This is a genomic window from Rhizobium leguminosarum, assembly GCF_001679785.1.
Lineage (GTDB): Bacteria > Pseudomonadota > Alphaproteobacteria > Rhizobiales > Rhizobiaceae > Rhizobium > Rhizobium leguminosarum_R.
Genome location: NZ_CP016286.1, coordinates 1,983,467 through 2,001,288, shown reverse-complemented (window position 1 = coordinate 2,001,288; position 17,822 = coordinate 1,983,467). Strand labels below are relative to the sequence as shown.

Below are 17,822 nucleotides of genomic sequence, written 5' to 3'. Positions count from 1 at the left end.
TCAGGCTCCCTTTTTTCCGGCTGGCCAATTGTGCGTCTCGTCTGTTGCATCCCTGCACCAGCGATAGAAGGCATCGTATAGAAGGAGACCCGCTTCCAGTTGCTCGTGATCGTCGGCAAACATCCGCGAGAGCCCAAGCGAAGCCGCAAGCAGGCCGGGTGCCTCGGGGGCTAGATCGAGACGGGATGTGTCTGCCCCGCGCACAATGGTTGCCAAACGGAGGAGGGGTGGGGACGAGATAGCAAATTCCTCTACCATGACATCGAAGGTGCAAAGCTCGCCGCGATGGCTCCATTTGATGTCCGCCTCAATGTCGAACGGAGCGCCCCCGAAGCGGTCTGCGACCAGTTCGACCTCGGATGGCGGCACGAACAGGAAGACGGCGCTCGGATCGACGAAGCGGCGGATGAGCCAGGGGCAGGCGATCCGGTCGATTTTGGGCCGCGCACGCGTGACCCAGACAGTCTGCCCGGCGGCATTCCGAGGAGGCAGGAGTCTCACGGGAACGACGGGGAGCTTTTGGGCGATCCATGCCTCGAAGCCGCCTTCCAGACTGTCTGCTGGTATTCCGGTCTGCCGCAGCCACGCTGCAACACCGTGGCTGAGCTTCTGGCCGCGCTGGCAGATGATTATCGCCGAGGCTCCAGCGAGCGAGCCGATCCAGGTATCGAGTGTGCGGTAGTCCCGCCGGACGGAGCCGGGGATTAGTCTCGGATCGGCATCGAAGTCCTCGTCTATACGGACGTCGATGAGCGCCGGGCAAGTCGGCGTGCCAATAAGCCGGGCAAGTTTGTCGGGGGATATTTCCAAGTAGGTAGACATGACGCGTCCTTCCGTTGATCGGTTGTTGGACGCGATACTTCGGCTGTCGCCTCGTGGGGTGATCGCGACCCCATGGACGGTGTTTTGAAACGATCTCCCGATACTGTCAAGCGCTTGGCCGACTGTTATGCAATCGTCACCACCCGTTAAAAGGCCGTAGCACTCAACGTTCTTGATCTACGGACAAGCCCATTCAGCCCCCTGTCAGATAATCCGGACAGGAAGCTGTCAGCGTTGTATGGCGATCCAAATCTGTAAGTATCCTGATTGCCCTGACATACGTTGCGGTTTGCTCTGAAAGGTTTTTTGAGAATGGCCAGCATTTCCAGCACCAGGCCGTCAATTTGGCGCGAAATCCCAAAGGGAATTTGGGCGCTCGGCTTTGTGTCTTTGCTGATGGATGTTTCATCCGAGATGATCCACGCACTGCTGCCAGTTTACATGGTTACGGTGCTCGGAGCCTCGGCGCTGACGGTCGGGATCATCGAAGGCATTGCCGAAGCGACAGCCTCCATCACGAAGGTTTTTTCCGGCGCTCTCAGCGATTGGCTTGGAAAACGAAAACTGCTTGTTGCAGTTGGTTACGGTATGGCGGCGCTGACCAAGCCGGTGTTTCCGCTCGCGCCCTCGATCAGTTGGCTCATCTCGGCGCGGTTCATCGATAGAGTTGGAAAAGGTATCAGGGGAGCGCCCCGTGACGCGCTCATCGCCGACATCAGTCCTGTTCATCTTCGGGGTGCCAGTTTCGGCCTTCGCCAGTCGCTCGATACAATAGGTGCATTCCTTGGGCCTTTGCTGGCGCTTGGATTGATGTGGTGGACCGCCGATCAGTTTGCCATCGTTTTCTGGATCGCTGTTATCCCGGCCGCCCTGTCATTTCTCTCGGTTGTTTTCGCTGTCAGAGAGCCGGAGCGACAGCCGGGGTTGCGATGGGTTCGCATGCCGTTCAGCCGCTCCGAGCTTGTCCGCTTACCTTTAAACTACTGGGTCGTCGTCGGTTTATCCGCCGTCTTCACCCTTGCCCGATTCAGTGAAGCGTTTTTGATCCTTAATGCGCAGGCGGTCGGCTTGTCGCTCATGTTCGTGCCACTTGTTCTCATCGTCATGAACATCTCATACGCGTTGTCGGCATATCCCATCGGTGTCATGGCGGATCGGGTTGATAGGGCTAGCTTGCTGATGATGGGTCTGGCACTGCTTGTCGCCGCCGATCTTTGTCTTGCTTTCATTCCCGGACTGCTCGGCCTGGGAGTTGGTGTTGTTTTGTGGGGGCTCCACATGGGGTTCAGCCAAGGCGTGCTGGCGGCTTTCGTTGCCGATGCCGCCCCCGCTGAACTTCGAGGCACTGCTTTTGGTATCTTCAATCTCACTGCAGGGGTGGCACTGCTGATCGCCAGCGTAGTGGCAGGCGCACTATGGGACACCTCCGGACCACAGGGAACGTTCCTGGCAGGCGCGAGCTTCGCGGCATTGGCAGGGGCCGGTTTATTGCTGAGCAGGCGATGGTTGCGGACAAGGCAAACGGTAGAAGGAGCAACGGATGTATGAACTCGATGTTTGGATGACGCAGGCGATCAATGGCCTGGCGGGTCGGAACGGCCTTGCCGATCAGTTCATGGTTCTTGTCTCTTCAATTGGCGTCCCACTGCTTGTGCTGGCTGTCGCTGTGCAATGGTGGCGGAAGTCCGACAGGTTATACATCCGGCATGTTCTTGTCGCGGCAGGGCTGTCTTTTCTGCTGGGCCTTGGCGTCAATCAGATCATTCTTCTGTTTCTCAGTCGCATACGCCCCTACGATGGCGGTATCACCCATCTTATCATCGAGCGAAGCGCCGACCCGTCTTTTCCATCAGATCACGCAACCGCGACGTTCGCCGTTGCAGCGGCATTTCTCTTCCATGGGATGGAGAGGCGAGGGCTGGCGTTCCTATCAGCCGCAATTTTGGTGGCTTTCTCACGCGTCTACATTGGGACGCACTATGCAAGCGATGTCTTGGGTGGTGCGCTCACCGGAATACTGGCCGCCGGAACTATCGTTGTCTTCTACAAGCCAGGAACGCGCGTTGACCGCATGGTCACTGGAATACTCTAAGAGCACTCATCGAGGGCCATCAAAAAAGCAAGCACCGCTCAAATCCCGTCTCCCATTGGTCTCATGAGGAATTCATTTGTCGTACGTCAGCGCATTCACAAGCTTCGTCGAAATGCACCCGCATCTCGCATACGGCCTTGTCCTGCTGCTGGCACTCTCTGAATCTCTTCCGGTACTAGGTGCCGTGGTTCCGGGAACCGCTATCATCGTCGGCCTCGCTGCACTTGTGCCGTCGGGTGTGTTGAAACTATTTCCACTGCTCGTTGCGGCGCTGATCGGCGCAATGATCGGCGACGGCCTGTCCTTCTGGCTGGGGCACCGCTATCACGAGCAAATCCTGACGAGATGGCCATTCCGACGATATCCGCAGCTAATCGAAAGAAGCGAAGCGTTCTTCAAAAGGCATGGTGGCAAGAGTGTCTTTCTGGCGCGTTTCACGCCTGGTGTCCGCGCCTTTGTTCCCTTGGTCGCGGGGATGCTGAAAATGCCCGTCGGTCGCTTCTATGTCTCAAACATTCTGTCGGCGCTCATCTGGGCACCACTGCATATCTTGCCGGGTGTAGCGCTCGGGGCCTACGTTCATTCGGCCGGAGAAGCTGCCGTCAGGTTGGCGAGCCTGGTCGCCATTCTTTGTCTGCTCGTCTGGCTGACAATACGGTTGGTGATGCTGGGAATTCGGCGTGGGGTCCCCGTCCTTCAGTCAGGTTTGAGTGAATTGAGATTATGGGCCAGTACCCATGACAGTTGGCTTAGCAACCAGATGGCTTCACTGATCGATCCGGAAAAACGCGAATCCGCGCTGCTTGCCGGACTCTTCCTTTTGTTGATCGCTGCAGGATGGTTGTTTTTCGGAATCCTAGAAGACGTCGTGACCGGCGATCCGCTCGTTAATTTCGATGTCGCTGTTTTCCAGCTACTCCAAGGCCTGAGAACATCATGGGGCGACTCCGTGATGATCGGTTTCACGGAACTGGGCGACACTACCGTCGTCGTTCCTGTCACCATTGCTGTTCTGCTTTGGCTGGTCTGGAGGCGTGCATGGGGTACATCCGCCTATTTTCTGGCGGCGGTTGCCGCCGGTTCGGTGTTCAACACCATCATAAAGGTGACAGTTCATCGTGCCCGCCCGGTTTCGGAGCTATACGAAGGCTGGAGCAACTTTTCCTTTCCAAGCGGTCATAGCACCACAAATGCTGTCCTCTATGGTTTTCTCGCATTTCTCATTGGCCGAAGTCTGCCGCCTGCTGGGCGCGTGACCGTGGCATTTGCAGCGGCCGTGCTAATCACTCTGATTGCGTTCTCACGCGTCTATCTTGGTGCGCATTGGTTCTCCGACGCTGCAGGCGGCTTGGCTTTCGCCGTGACGTGGCTGGCGGTCCTGAGCATCGCTTACGAGTACCATCGGTCCTCTGAGGATAAAACGAGCGGCATTCTGGTCGTCACCATTATCGCTCTTGTCACTGCCGGTGGTTTCAATATCGCCCGTCACTATCAGCGGGACGTTCAGCGTTATGCCGTTAAGGACGTGGCTCCGAGGGCGGAAGTCGCCGATTGGTGGAATACAGGTTGGCAGGAACTACCCGCTCGCCGCGTCGATATCACCGGGGAAAGCGAAGAACCTTTCACGCTGCAATGGGCAGGCACATTGGACGAACTCCGAAACACCCTTGAGGGTGCTGAATGGCGCATGCCGCCCAACTGGACTGTAACCAACTCGCTGCAATGGCTCACGTCGTCACCTAAACTGATGTCACTTCCCGTCGTGACTCATCCCGAGCGTGGACGGTTGCCTTCAATGACCCTTATTCGCGCGAGCGGAACAGACCCCGGTGGGAACCGATACGTCCTTCGCGTCTGGCGGGCGGACAAGCAATTGAATGACACCCAGGCCGAACTTTGGTTGGGATCGGTTGTCGAGGAAACGCCAACTTCTTTTCTCTGGGTAGCTGCATATCCGACAGCGAAAAGTGACGTTAATGGCCCTCGAAACGCGTTGAGTCAGGCTCTTCCAGAGCTTCGGGTGGCTAGGCGAGACGCAAACACTGAGGATGACAACTGGGACGGCAGAACATTGCTTGCCCGCGAAAGAAAACTGTCCGGCAGATGAAAGCTCGTACCGCGTTGTTCCTTCGCCAATCCGATTCCCCAAGCAGAATCGTTTATGGCCGCTGACTATCGCCACCAAAGTTCGTGCGCGGCGACCAGAATCAAAATGGCACCCGATAGTGCCTGAAGGCCCTTGGTCAGGTGCGATATCAGCTTGGGCCGGGTCTCGAACATGTGCATCGTAAGCGCACAATTCCCCGCACCTGTTCACTGAACGGCGAATGAGGGAGTCTGTGTCCACAAGGGAGACTGTGGACACAATGACATTGGATAACTTGAAGGGCTCAGGGGGTCTTCGGGCAGTGAAGGTTCTTCCCAACGGGAAGCGGCGTTTCGATCCGGTCGAGAAAGACCGGCTGATCGACGCCGCAATGAAGCCCGGCGTATCGGTTGCCCGTCTGGCACTGGCGCACGGCGTCAACGCCAATCAGTTACGCAACTGGGTGAAGCTTCGCCGAGATCGGCAGGCCCAGGGTAGTTTGACGGCTGCTGCAGGGCAGGAAACGTCGGCCTTTGTTCCTGTGGTTGCAGCGTCGCCGATTGCGCGGCAGCCCGACATGCCGGCCCGGCCATCATCGGCAGGAATGCGGCTGATGGCGTCTTTGCCAAATGGTGTGCGGCTTGAGCTTGAGGATGTGGATGAGCGGGCTCTTTCGGCGATGATCGAAATTCTGGGGCGGTGCAATGTTCCGGCTGGCTGACGATCTTCGCGTCTATCTTCACCGGGACCCGATCGACTTTCGTGCGGGGATCAACAGCCTGGCGATCCTGGTCGAGCAGTCGATGGGCCTGAGCCCGTTCGAGCGTGCTGTCTTTGTCTTTTGCAACCGCCGGCGCACCCGGATGAAGCTCCTGTTCTTCGAGCGGTCAGGGTTCGTGCTTGTATTGAAAGCCTTGTCCGAAGACCGGTTTCGCTGGCCCCGCCGCGAGGCGCCGGTCGTGACGCTCGATACCGAACAGTTGCGCTGGCTGCTTGACGGCATCGATCTCGACGCGATGGTGCGCCATCCTGTTCGGCAATATGAGTTTGTCGGCTGAAGGCTGTTGACGGAGCGGGGCGGCTCAGATTCAAAGCTACGATGACACGAGCCGGCACCCCGACCGTTGCGGAACTGATGGCGCTTCTGGCGGCGAATGCTGCCGAGAACGTCGCGCTGCGGGCTGAGAGAGACGCCCTTGAGCAGCGTGTCTTCAAGCTCGAGGAAGAACTGGCGCTTGCACAACTGCATCGTTTTGCGCCGCGCAGCGAAAAGCATATGGATCGCGTCTTCAATGAAGCCGAGAACGCCGCTCTCGAGGCCGATGCTGATGAGGGCTTGGCCGACTGTGACGAGACCGACGCCACTGAGCTTCCCGACACGGGATTGCCAGAGGTGGAAAAGCCCGAAGGCCGCAAGCGCGGGCGTAAACCTCTTCCGGCAAATTTGCCCCGCCAACGCGTTGAATATGACCTTGCCGACGATCAGAAGACCTGTCCGTGCTGCCGCCATCCGTTGCATCGCATGGGCGAACTCGTCACCGAGCAGCTGCATATCGAGGTGAAGGCCACGGTGCTGCAGAATGCCCGGGCCAAGTATGCTTGCCGCAACTGCGAGCGCACCGATATCAGCACTCCCGTTATCATCGCGCCGATGCCCGCACAGCCCTTGCCGGGGAGCATTGCCACGGCCTCGACGCTGGCCTTTGCTCTTGTTCATAAATATGTCGACGGCACACCGCTCTATCGCCTGGCACAGGCCTTCGAGCGCGCTGGCGTCCCTGTCAGCCGTGGCGCTCTTGGCCATTGGGTGATCGGGTCCAGCGAAAAGCACCTCGTTCGCATCTACGATGCACTGAAGCAGCGGCTCTTGTCGCAGAACGTCATTCACGGTGACGAGACCACGGTGCAGGTGCTGAAGGAAAAGGACAGGAAAGCAACTGACGAGTCCTACATCTGGGCCTATCGCAGCGGGCAGGATAGTGTCGAACCGGTTGTGCTGCTCGAATATCAGCCCGGTCGTGGGCAGGTGCATCCGCAGACTTTCCTTGGTGACTATCGCGGCATCCTGATGAGCGACGGCTATCAGGGCTGGCGCACCCTGAAGGGCGCAACGCATGTCGGGTGTATGGCTCACGCCAGGCGACGCTTCGTCAACGCCTTCAAGGCCGGGAAGAAACAAAGCGGGCCGCCCGCGCAGGCATTGAAGTTCTTCGACCAGCTCTATCGGATTGAAAGGCAGGTGCGGGACGAAAAGCCGGATGACGGCGAAACGCAGGCCGATTGCATCCGGCGCTTGCGCCAGAAGCATAGCGTTCCAGTCCTTGATGCCCTGAAGGAGTGGCTCGACAGGATGGCCCCCAAGGTCGTGCCCGACACCAAGCTCGGCGATGCGATCTCCTATACGCGAAACCAGTGGCAATATCTGACCCGCTACACCGAAGACGGCAGGATGCCGATCGACAACAATTTATTGGAACGCGATATCAGAGTTTTTGCCACTGGAAGGAAGAGCTGGCTATTTTGCGACACTGTCGACGGGGCCAAGGCAAGCGCTGTCATCTACAGCCTTATGCTGACCTGTCGCGCCTGTGGCGTCGAGCCATTCACCTGGTTGCGACACGTCTTTACCGAATCGCCGCAGCGTCCGGACGGCGCCAATATCGACGATCTGCTCCCATTTAACTTCGCCAAATCCACTGCCGCATAAGCCGCTGCGGGCGTCACAATCCACTGCGTCAACGCGCAGCGAAATGAGCGCTTACTGTGCATCATCTGCTGGCGGAAGAACACCGCAGTTAAGGCGACTGCGGACAAAGTCAACGCGACACCAACCATCATCACCAGAGCGAACAGGATACCTGCCTCGGGTACGCCGCGCGAAATGGCGAAGGTCATGACAAAAAGCGTCAGCGGGCACGGTATCAGTCCAGCCGACAAGCCCACCACAATGCCTTGCTGATCGCCGTGGGAGTGAGGCTCGCGGAATAGGGCGGTCCACAACATCCAAATGCCAATTAATCCCAGCAATCCTCGGCTCACCGATTCCAAAATCGGCGAGGAGCCTGCTCCCGTGCCGCCGAACATGATCGAGACCAAAGGAAGGGAGAAAAGCGCGATGATGACGGACATCGTGACGTGCATGAACGACAGCGCGAGCGATACCAAAAGGCCGCGAAGCATTCCCGCCGACGAACCGGCCAGATAGGTCGCGAGGATCGACTTGCTGTGGCCGGGCGTCATCGCGTGAATGGCTCCGAAGGCGATTCCCATCGGCAGAAACCCAAGGAAAGCACTCCAGCCGGTTCCGCTGGCATAGGCCTTGATGTGGGCGGCGAAGCCCAGATAAATGTCGCGCTGGATGTCGATGACGAACTGCCACATGGATCACATCCAACTCAGCGCGACGGCCGTCAGCACTAGGTAGCGGGAAACCTTGGCGATTGTGACCAGGAATAGGAACATCCAGAACGGCTCCCTCAGCACGCCAGCAATTACAGTGAGCGGGTCGCCGATGATCGGCAGCCAGCTCCCAAGCAATGACCACTTTCCATATCGTTGGTACCAACGCTGCGCTTGCGCAAGCCGTTGAGCGCTGACCGGAAACCACGCCCTGTCCTTGAAGCGCTCGATACCGATGCCGAGCAGCCAGTTCGCAACAGACCCGAGGACGTTTCCGGCACTGGCGACGGCAACCAAAAGGGCGGTCGGATAGTTCCCAGTCAGGAGAAGTCCGACGAGGACCGCCTCCGACTGAAATGGCAGAATTGTCGCCGCCGCGAACGCGACGAGAAACAAGCCCATATAGGCTGCGAGATCACCCATGCGTGAATGCTCGCGTCCGGTTCCTAATGATGGTGCCCCTCGGGCTCAAGCATCTTGAAGGAAAGCCGTTCGCTGTCCGCAGCATTGGACAGCACAAGCTCTGCGTCAAATTCGTGTGGCTCGGCCGGAGCCCCCATGCTTTGCAGGAGATGATGGTTACCTGCGACGGGCACCATTGCATGCTGTTCCAGACCTACGTCGCGTTTAATGGCCACGGTGGCGGAGAGACCTTCTGCATGCCGAGATACGCGGAGGCGGAAACGTTCGCCGTCGGCTGTATCGACGATTTCGAGGAGGCCCTGTGCCAGCTTGCCATTCACCTGGAAGGGGTCCGGAGCGTGATGGTGTCCCTGCGGTTCCGGTGCAACAATCCTGACGGTCGCGACGGCAAGCGCCGGAATGTGGGCGAAGAGTTCGCCTTCTAGCCTGCTGGTAATGACGTTGGCCTCTGCAAGCAGAACGCCCTCGTCAATGACCACTGCGACATCGACGTGAAGCTTGTGCCCCAACCAGCGTGCTTTCGCCCCGGTGACTTTTTCGATGCCCTTGACGTGGGCGGCGGCGTGTTCGATCTCATCGACGACACCAGGCTCAACGCCGTCAAGCATGCGCGTCAGCACCGAACGGGCTGACTGCCAGACGATACCGAAGATGGCCACCGTGATCAGAAGGCCGACAATGGGGTCGGCGAGCGGGAAGCCGAGCCAGACACCGATGGCTCCGGCGACGACCGCGAGACTGGTCAGGCCATCGGTGCGGGCATGGTATCCGTCGGCGATCAGCGCCGCGCTGTTGATTTCCCGGCCCACGCGGATACGGAACACAGCAACGGCTTCGTTACCGATGAAGCCGATGACGCCAGCGCCGATCAACCAGCCGAGATGGGAAATCGGCTCCGGATTGATGAGGCGGCTGATGGCCTGGTAGCCAGCGACGAGTGCGCTGAACAGGATGATCATGACAATGATGATGCCAGCGAGGTCCTCTACCCGGCCCAAACCATAATTGAACGTTTTCGTTGGCTTTCGGCGAGCCAAGACAAACGCGATCCAAAGCGGAATGGCGGTCGTTGCGTCGGCCACATTGTGGATCGTGTCGGCGAGCAATGCAACGCTGCCAGAGATTAGCACCACCACAATCTGCATCGCCGCAGTCAGGGCAAGGATGACGAACGACCATTTGATCGCCCAGATGCCACGGTCTGTTGTCGCAATCGTTGCGTCAATCACACCGTGCGTATGGCCGTGCGGTCCGTGATGATCGTGACCCTGGGGGAGTGGCTGTGACCGTGGCTGCCAAATCCAAACCAGTCGAGAACTTTATTCCACATAGCCCTGCTCACATTGCTGTTCCGTGTCGCAACGCCTGGATGGCCGCGCACTGATTGATCAAAGATATTTTGTGATCGTCTTGAACTCGTCGATAGTCCGCCGTTGGTCGCCGCCCAGCGGCCCGACCGCGTCATCCAGGCAATGATCGAGGTGGTCCTGGATCAGTGTCCGCTTGGCGTTGGCGATTGCCTTCTCGACTGCCTGGAGCTGTTGGGCGATGTCCAGACATGGTCGGCCACTTTCGATCATCGCGATCACGCTTTTGAGATGTCCCTCGGCTCGCTTCAGCCGTTTGACAATTTCCGGATGGGTGTCATGTCGATGTTCCGTCATCTTTCATACCTATCCCCCTGGAGAGGATAATTCAAGTGGATCGCCTTGCCCAAATTCCAGAAGCGGGGTAACAGTTCGACCATGCTGCTTCGCTCGACTAAAAGACCGCTTAACGTTCTCACCGTCTTTATGGCGGGGATCGCGGTCCTGTTCCTGGCGCTTGCTGGGATGGGCGATCATGCCCCGCAGCTGCATTCTGTGGCCGTTGTCGTAGAGACGGATGATCACGATTATGCTCATACTCATAGCCACGGCGATCTCGACGTCGACATATCGTCGGACAAGAATGCAGACCATCATCACGCTGACCATACTCACGATAAAGCAGGCCTTGTGGCAGCTGTTGAAATGGAAACTCGCTTCCGGTCCACTCCATCCTATGGTGTTATTTCCGAGGGATTAGCCGCCGGGCGGCTTTACGGCATTGATCGTCCTCCGCGTACCGTGGCGTTGATCTGACAAGTGCCGCTCCGGCGACGTGTTCAACGCAATCACGGAAATTCCATATGAAACAACCACCTCTTGGAGGCGGCGGTCGCGGGTTTGTGTCCCGCCCGTTCGTTCTCCAGCTTTTCCTTGTCTTAATTTTGGTATTCGCTTGGGCGGGAACGGCGGCAGCACATGCCGTCGCTGAGGGCGATAAGGGCTACATCCAGGAAATCACAGGCGTCAACCTGATACCATTTATCTACCTCGGGGCGAAGCACATGGTGACCGGATACGACCACCTGTTGTTCCTCTTCGGCGTGATTTTCTTCCTATACAGGCTGAAACACATCGGCATCTACGTCAGCCTGTTTGCCATTGGACATTCGACGACCATGCTTCTGGGCGTCTATTTCGGGTGGAACGTCAGCTCCTACCTGATCGATGCGATCATCGGCCTGTCAGTCGTCTATAAGGCGCTCGATAACCTCGGGGCATTCCAACGATGGTTCGGCCACCAGCCAGACACGAAGCTCGCCACTCTCATCTTCGGCTTCTTCCACGGTCTGGGGCTTGCGACAAAAATCCTGGAATACGAAATCGCCCAGGATGGCCTCGTTCCCAATCTTCTCGCCTTCAACTTGGGCGTGGAAATTGGGCAGCTCATCGCTCTCGCGATCATCCTTATCGGCATGAGTTACTGGCGGAAGACGTCAAGCTTCATCCGCCATGCCTATACCGCCAACGTCCTCATGATGACCGCCGGGTTCGTGCTGATCGGATATCAGCTCACCGGCTATTTCGTCGCCTAATCTGAAAGGAAACAGGATATGTTTAATTCTCAAGCACCAGCACCGGGCGACCTGCCATCGTCGAAGCAGCTGGTAAAATCGACAGTCATCGCTGCCGCTGCGGCAGCCGTCATCCTCGTCACCGTCGTTCTCCCATCCGAGTACGGAATTGACCCTACCGGAACGGGCAGCGTGCTCGGTCTAACCGAGATGGGCGAGATCAAGACCCAGCTCGCAGAAGAGGCTGAGGCTGATCTTAAGAAAACGCAGGAGATGAAAGTTCCGGCGGCGACCGGAGCCGCAACGCAGCAGGGCTCCGGCCTGATGGATCGCCTGATCAATGAATTCGGCGTCCGGGCGGCATTCGCTCAGGAAATGCTTCAGGATGAGATGTCCGTGACGCTGAAGCCGGGCGAGGCGACTGAGATTAAGCTGACGATGACCAAGGGCGCGAAAGCCACTTACGAATGGATCGCGGAAGGCGGTGTCGTAAACTTCGATATGCATGCCGATGGCAACAGTGGTGAAACAACCAGCTACGAGAAGGGGCGAGCTAAGCCATCCGGTTCTGGCGAACTGGAAGCTGCTTTCGACGGTAAGCATGGTTGGTTCTGGCGCAACCGGACTGATGCTGATGTCACAATCAAGCTGAAAACATCGGGAGCATATTCGGACATCAAGAAGGTGATGTAAGCGCTTGGCCATGCCAGGCCGCAACGTCTGGCATGGCCTTCGACTTCGCGTTTTCGGAAAGCCTATCACAGCCCGGATAGCAGCTGGGTACATTGCAACATTGGCTAATCTTCAGACGCATTGTGGGAATCGAACGGGCCTGTTTGATCGCGCGAATCTGGAGGATAAGGTGCGTCCTGAACGCCACTACTTCCCGAAGCACCTGAGCACGACCCTGCCTGCCATTCAGCAGGTAAGTCGGCTCCACCTTCCGCTCAAGATTTTGTATTCCCCGACGCAAGCGGGACATTCCCGTCGCAGTCGCCAGGATCGCCCCTGTCTTCTCAGGGCGGCGACCCTGGGCACAACAGCAGTTCTCGGATTCTGGGTGATCCTTGAAAGCCGGGGAGGGAACAATCTTCTGAAAGGCGCGTTTGAACGCGAAAGGAATTGCGCTTCCATGCCTGTTCTGAGAATCCTTTACCGCTTAGCCCGCATTGTGGCCCTGTGCGTCATGATGGTGAACCTCCACGGCGCGGCGGCGGCTGGGCAATTCAACGCCAATCACAATTGCCCGTCCGTCTCGGAGTTTGGCCATCGCGCTCCAACATCCGTTCATCATTCGGGTTGCTGCTCCAATTTGCACTGCTGCCCGATTCTGGCAGAGCCGCCGTGTGCAGAGGCGCATGCAGTCGTCCCCCGACCGGTTACGGCGATCCTGAACGAACTTAGTCCGTTCCTGCTCGTGCGTGCCTTCCACCCCCCTCCAAAAGCTCCTTAGCTGATTTGCTGAAACCAAATATTTGAATCCAAACAGGAGAATAGAGATGAAAACTCTCGTAAAATATTCGCTCGCTGCAGCAGGCGCTCTTTCAATACTCGTGATTATGCCAGCCGCCTCTTTCGCGGAGATGGCCTATCCGGAAAAGTGCAAGTCCGAGATGGACATGTCAAAGATGGATATGATGTCCGGTGACATGGGCATGGGCGACATGATGACCGACTATCAGAAGGCATCAATGGAAGGCATGAAGTCGATGCACATGAACATGATGCAAGGCATGATGAAAAAGGACGCCGACGTCGCCTTCGTTTGCGGGATGATCGCCCATCACATGGGCGCGATCAGCATGTCCGAGGTTGAGCTGAAATATGGTGACAACGAATGGGCCAAAAAGGCTGCCCAGAAGATCATCGAGGCGCAGACCAAAGAAATCGCCGAGATGAATGAGTGGCTCGACAAGGAAGCGAAGTAGGGAAGGGAGCACGAGCATGCATCACCTTTCAGACGAAATGAAAGCCTGCATCGACAATTGTCTCGCTTGCTATCGTGAGTGCTTGTCGATGGCCATGGGGCACTGCCTGGAAATGGGCGGCAAGCACACCGAACCGCAACATTTCAAGCTCATGATGGCCTGCGCGGAAATCTGCCGAACTTCGGCTCATTTCATGCTCATTGGTTCAGAGCATCACAAGCACGTCTGCCGAGAGTGCGCCGAAATCTGCGCTCAGTGCGCGGAGGATTGTGAGCGTGTCGGGGACATGGAGTCGTGTGTAGCGGCTTGCCGTCGCTGTGCGGAGAGCTGCACAAAAATGGCGGCTTGAAAAGATGGTGGAGAGCACGGATGAGAGTGCTCTCCACCAACACCCTGTGTCATCAGGCGTTGTTAGCCTTTGCCCCTTCCAACCAGTAGGTGATCAAACTCGCGGCCCAAAGGGCGAAGAGACCAAGTAGTGCTCACCTGAAGTCGGAGTTGACCGCGAAAAGACGGCTGTCATCGTCCCAATCGAAGCTGCGCCACCAAGGCTGGCACCGAACACTGCTATGGGCTCTCGCGAGCGAAAGGCCGTAGCGGCGAGGGTGATCAAAAGAACACCTGTCGCCATTGCGAAGCCTCCAAGGACCGCAAAGACATACCAAGCAATCTCTCAAGCGCTGCCCGAGAGCTGACAGGTCGGCGTCGGTCAACTGCAGATAACGCACGTCCTCCGGCAGCATGGGCGGGCGAAATAGAACAAAGTAAATGGCTTATCCCGTTCGCACAGGTGTTAACAACATCTACCATTGGAGGATGACGCATCTCCCCCGCTTCAGTATCAAAGCGGGATGAGCGAGAGCCTGTTTCCGACGCGGCAAATGCCACAATCTCCGCCGAACGTCAGGACGGCCGGAATGCGAGCGAAAGTCCATCGGTTCCGGCCGAACGCTCACAGATGCCCCATTGCGGCCGCTCATTAGCGGTCGCCGCATGATCGAATTGGGCGGAACTTTGCCGTACGCCTCCATAGGACGCGGCAAGCCATTTCCCAAAAGTTGATTTGACAACCGCCATGATCGCGCCCAGGTTGCTTTAGTAATCCATAAGATGCATCCTAACAAATTGGCTAGGGAGGAAACAATGGAAGCCGTCAATCGTAGAACCGCGCTCGCACTCGGTCTTACAACGGCCGCAACGCCACTGATCGCCTGGGCGACGCCAGCAGCCGCCCAGACTTACGGCCCCGATGAGGGCGAGGAGATCGGACCCGGTGTCAGAGTTGTCGCGCTCGGTGAGCGGGCTTCGGTCATACCAGCTTATAAAATGGTGAAACTGCGGGATGTTGTTATCCAACCTGGGGCGAAGACGCCGGACAACATGATGAAGAACGATATGCTCTGCCATATGACTGAGGGAGAACTTTCGGTCGTTCAGAACGAAAAAAAGTTCACGGTCAAGAAGGGCGATGTTTGGACCTGCGCTAATGCCGATACGACAGAAGGCACCCAGAACATGAGCAATTCGGTCGCGATCATGCGGGTCATCGATTTGATGACCGCATAAGGAGGCGACGCGCGGAAGTGCGGCAACGGCGGCTCTAAGAGGGAGCCGGAGACGTCGTTGCCGATCCCATCTCATATCCGCACGCTCCTCAATCTCAGGGCATTGCCAATGACGCTTACCGACGAAAGCGCCATGGCGGCCGCTGCGATGATCGGCGACAGCAAAAGTCCGAACGCGGGGTAGAGCACTCCGGCGGCAATGGGTACACCAGCCGCGTTATATATGAAGGCGAAGAACAGGTTCTGCCGGATGTTGTTCATTGTCGCATGACTCAGTTGGCGAGCCCGCACAATCCCTTGCAGATCGCCTTTGAGCAGAGTGACGCCTGCGCTCTCAATCGCGACATCCGTGCCGGTTCCCATAGCAATTCCGACATCTGCAGCAGCCAGGGCAGGGGCGTCGTTCACCCCATCTCCGGCCATGGCGACGATCCGGCCTTCTTCCCGCAAACGCTTGACGATCTTGCTCTTGTCTTCCGGCAGGATTTCGGCCTCGACCTCGGTGATCCCGAGCTTGCGTGCGACCGCGTCGGCCGTCGTCTTGTTATCGCCCGTCAGCATGACGACCCGGACCCCTGCCTTCAGCAAAGCTAGAACTGCATTTGGCGTCGTCGTTTTGATTGGGTCGGAGATCGCCAAAAGGCCTCCAACACAGCCGTCTATCGCGATGAAGATTACCGTTGCGCCTTCACCCCTCATCGCTTCCGCCTGCCTGGTAAGAGCTGAGACATCGATATGAGCTTCCTCCATGATGCGGTGGCTGCCTATAATGAGCTTTCGTCCATCGACACTTCCCGTAACCCCTTTGCCAACCGGGCTATCGAAATCTTCCGCGACGCTGAGAATCAGCTGTCGTTCCGCCGCCGCGTTGACTATGGCAGTTGCCAGTGGATGCTCGCTCGCTCGTTCCAGTGTTGCCGCCAGTCGCAGCAGTTCGGATTCTGTGAACCCGTTTATCGCCGCTATCGACGTTACCTTGGGTTTCCCCTCGGTCAGGGTTCCGGTCTTATCGACGACCAATGTGTCGATTTTCTCGAAACGCTCCAGGGCTTCGGCATTCTTGATCAAGACACCAAGACCTGCACCCCGGCCAACGCCCACCATGATCGACATTGGGGTCGCAAGGCCCAATGCGCAGGGGCATGCGATGATGAGCACCGCGACTGCGGCTACAAGGCCGTGGGCAAAGCGCGGTTCTGGTCCCCATATCATCCACGCTACGAATGCCACGATGGCAATCCCGATCACCACGGGGACGAACCAACCGGAAACTTCGTCGGCCAGGCGCTGGATGGGCGCTCGCGAGCGCTGGGCGTCCGCAACCATGCGGACGATCTGGGCCAGCATGGTGTCGCGGCCGACTTTTCCTGCCTCCATGACGAAGCCGCCGGTCTGGTTCATCGTGCCGCCTATCAGCTTTGCACCGACCTCTTTGGTGACGGGCATCGATTCACCTGTGATCATCGATTCATCCACCGAACTGCGACCTTCGATAAGGCTGCCATCGACCGGGACCTTTTCACCGGGGCGAACTCGAAGCCGATCCCCGACGACAACCATTTCCAGGTCGATGTCCTCGTCGACACCATCGCGGACGCGGCGTGCAGTCTTCGGGGCAAGGTCAAGAAGTGCGCGGATGGCTCCACCGGTCTGTTCACGGGCTTGCAACTCCAGCACTTGTCCAAGCAATACCAGGACGGTGATGACGGCTGCAGCTTCGAAATAAATGGCGACCGAACCGTCTGCGGAGCGGAACGTGGCTGGAAACAGACCAGGTGCAAGGGTTGCAACGACGCTGTAAGTCCACGCGACACCCGTCCCCATCGCGATCAATGTGAACATATTCAGCCGCATAGTGACGAGCGACTTCCATGCTCGCTCGAAGAATGGAAAGCCCGCCCATAGGACGACAGGTGTCGCAAGCACTAGTTGAACCCAGTTCGAGGTCTGGGCACCAAGCACCATGTGAAGATTGGTGAGGTGGCCACCCATCTCCAGCAGGAGCACAGGCACGGACAGAACGAGCCCGATCCAGAAACGACGCCTCATATCGAGGTATTCGGCGCTGGGGCCGGTTTCTATTGTGACCACTTCCGGTTCCAACGTCATTCCGCAGATTGGGCAGTTCCCGGGCCCGATTTGCCTTACCTGGGGATGCATAGGGCAGGTGTAAATCGCGCCTTCCGTCTGATCGGTGACCGGACTTCCTTCGGTTGCTAGCGTGGCCTGAGCCTGTTGTTCGCCATGATGGTAATAGCGACCTTTATGGTCCTTTTGAACATCCATGATTAGTTCCCTATTGGTTCGCCTCGTTCGGAGCGTCTCTGGCTGATCCAAGACTTTGCAAGGAGACGCAGTACCAGGGTGTCGGCAATTGTCACCGACATGGTCGCCGCGCGGGTATCGCAGGCAACCGACGATCATCCCGCCGTTGAGCGGAGGTGTTCAGAGAAGGGATCGGGGAGGGCCGAGAGCAGGTGAGGAGCTGAGGCCGGTCATGGACTGCTGAGGATCAAGGTGTCGCTGAGCGCCAAAATCCAGGTGAAAAACACCAGGGTCCGAAGCCGGAAGAATGACGTTGCACAGGCTGCATACGCTTTTGCAGCAAGACTTCTGCTCGGCAGGG

The 17,822-nt window shown here is 57.7% G+C and carries 17 protein-coding genes and 1 pseudogene; 12 read left to right on the top strand and 6 right to left on the bottom strand.

Annotated elements, in window-relative coordinates:
- Entirely contained in the window at positions 1–822 is an 822-nt protein-coding gene (locus BA011_RS10025) for a chromate resistance protein ChrB domain-containing protein (protein ID WP_065280331.1), read from the bottom strand.
- Between the two features lie 312 nt (positions 823–1,134).
- Here BA011_RS10025 and BA011_RS10020 point away from each other — a divergent pair, with 312 nt between their 5' ends.
- The 6 genes from BA011_RS10020 (at position 1,135) to tnpC (ending at position 7,707) form a co-directional block, all read left to right on the top strand.
- Positions 1,135–2,370: an MFS transporter gene (locus BA011_RS10020; protein ID WP_065280330.1), complete on the top strand. Its 1,236-nt coding sequence runs from the start codon at positions 1,135–1,137 to the stop codon at positions 2,368–2,370.
- Positions 2,363–2,914, top strand: coding sequence for a phosphatase PAP2 family protein (locus BA011_RS10015; protein ID WP_065280329.1), 552 nt, complete (start codon positions 2,363–2,365; stop codon positions 2,912–2,914). Before BA011_RS10020 ends, BA011_RS10015 begins: the two co-directional genes overlap by 8 nt.
- Positions 2,915–2,990: 76 nt before the next feature.
- A complete protein-coding gene (locus tag BA011_RS10010) occupies positions 2,991–5,021 on the top strand; it encodes a bifunctional DedA family/phosphatase PAP2 family protein (protein WP_237352620.1) in 2,031 nt (676 codons plus the stop codon).
- 259 nt (positions 5,022–5,280) lie between these two features.
- On the top strand, positions 5,281–5,721 hold the full coding sequence (tnpA, locus tag BA011_RS10005; protein WP_065282368.1) for an IS66-like element accessory protein TnpA: 441 nt from the start codon (positions 5,281–5,283) through the stop codon (positions 5,719–5,721).
- Positions 5,705–6,058 (top strand): IS66 family insertion sequence element accessory protein TnpB, encoded by a 354-nt coding sequence (tnpB, locus tag BA011_RS10000; protein WP_018240906.1) that lies wholly within the window; start codon positions 5,705–5,707, stop codon positions 6,056–6,058. Before tnpA ends, tnpB begins: the two co-directional genes overlap by 17 nt.
- A 41-nt stretch (positions 6,059–6,099) precedes the next feature.
- Positions 6,100–7,707: an IS66 family transposase gene (gene tnpC, locus BA011_RS09995; RefSeq protein WP_065279183.1), complete on the top strand. Its 1,608-nt coding sequence runs from the start codon at positions 6,100–6,102 to the stop codon at positions 7,705–7,707.
- A 62-nt stretch (positions 7,708–7,769) separates the two neighbouring features.
- Here the strand turns inward: tnpC and BA011_RS41360 are convergent.
- The 4 genes and pseudogenes from BA011_RS41360 to BA011_RS09980 all read right to left on the bottom strand — a co-directional run.
- A pseudogene (locus BA011_RS41360) lies at positions 7,770–8,381 on the bottom strand (sulfite exporter TauE/SafE family protein); the annotation flags it as partial.
- Between the two features lie 3 nt (positions 8,382–8,384).
- Positions 8,385–8,822 carry a YqaA family protein gene (locus tag BA011_RS09990; RefSeq protein ID WP_065280328.1) on the bottom strand — a complete coding sequence of 146 codons (438 nt, stop codon included), beginning with the start codon at positions 8,820–8,822 and terminating at the stop codon, positions 8,385–8,387.
- Between the two features lie 23 nt (positions 8,823–8,845).
- On the bottom strand, positions 8,846–10,051 hold the full coding sequence (locus tag BA011_RS09985; protein ID WP_237352618.1) for a cation diffusion facilitator family transporter: 1,206 nt from the start codon (positions 10,049–10,051) through the stop codon (positions 8,846–8,848).
- Between the two features lie 159 nt (positions 10,052–10,210).
- A complete protein-coding gene (locus BA011_RS09980) occupies positions 10,211–10,486 on the bottom strand; it encodes a metal-sensing transcriptional repressor (protein WP_065280327.1) in 276 nt (91 codons plus the stop codon).
- A 45-nt stretch (positions 10,487–10,531) separates the two neighbouring features.
- Between BA011_RS09980 and BA011_RS09975 the strand changes: the two genes are divergently transcribed.
- The 6 genes from BA011_RS09975 (at position 10,532) to BA011_RS09950 (ending at position 15,197) form a co-directional block, all read left to right on the top strand.
- A complete protein-coding gene (locus BA011_RS09975; RefSeq protein WP_151343431.1) occupies positions 10,532–10,945 on the top strand; it encodes a hypothetical protein in 414 nt (137 codons plus the stop codon).
- A gap of 47 nt (positions 10,946–10,992) precedes the next feature.
- The gene (locus tag BA011_RS09970) at positions 10,993–11,724 is read left to right on the top strand and encodes a HupE/UreJ family protein (protein WP_065280326.1); all 732 of its coding nucleotides are present in this window, start codon (positions 10,993–10,995) and stop codon (positions 11,722–11,724) included.
- Positions 11,725–11,895: 171 nt separating this feature from the next.
- Complete coding sequence (locus tag BA011_RS09965) at positions 11,896–12,396, top strand: transmembrane anchor protein (protein ID WP_335727675.1); 501 nt, start codon at positions 11,896–11,898, stop codon at positions 12,394–12,396.
- Between the two features lie 806 nt (positions 12,397–13,202).
- Positions 13,203–13,631, top strand: coding sequence for a DUF305 domain-containing protein (locus BA011_RS09960; RefSeq protein ID WP_065280324.1), 429 nt, complete (start codon positions 13,203–13,205; stop codon positions 13,629–13,631).
- Between the two features lie 16 nt (positions 13,632–13,647).
- Positions 13,648–13,980: a four-helix bundle copper-binding protein gene (locus BA011_RS45015; protein ID WP_065280323.1), complete on the top strand. Its 333-nt coding sequence runs from the start codon at positions 13,648–13,650 to the stop codon at positions 13,978–13,980.
- A 794-nt stretch (positions 13,981–14,774) separates the two neighbouring features.
- Positions 14,775–15,197 carry a hypothetical protein gene (locus tag BA011_RS09950; protein WP_065280322.1) on the top strand — a complete coding sequence of 141 codons (423 nt, stop codon included), beginning with the start codon at positions 14,775–14,777 and terminating at the stop codon, positions 15,195–15,197.
- Between the two features lie 71 nt (positions 15,198–15,268).
- Here the strand turns inward: BA011_RS09950 and BA011_RS09945 are convergent, their stop codons facing one another.
- Positions 15,269–17,482 carry a copper-transporting P-type ATPase gene (locus BA011_RS09945; protein WP_186806534.1) on the bottom strand — a complete coding sequence of 738 codons (2,214 nt, stop codon included), beginning with the start codon at positions 17,480–17,482 and terminating at the stop codon, positions 15,269–15,271.
- Positions 17,483–17,822 lie beyond the last annotated feature (340 nt).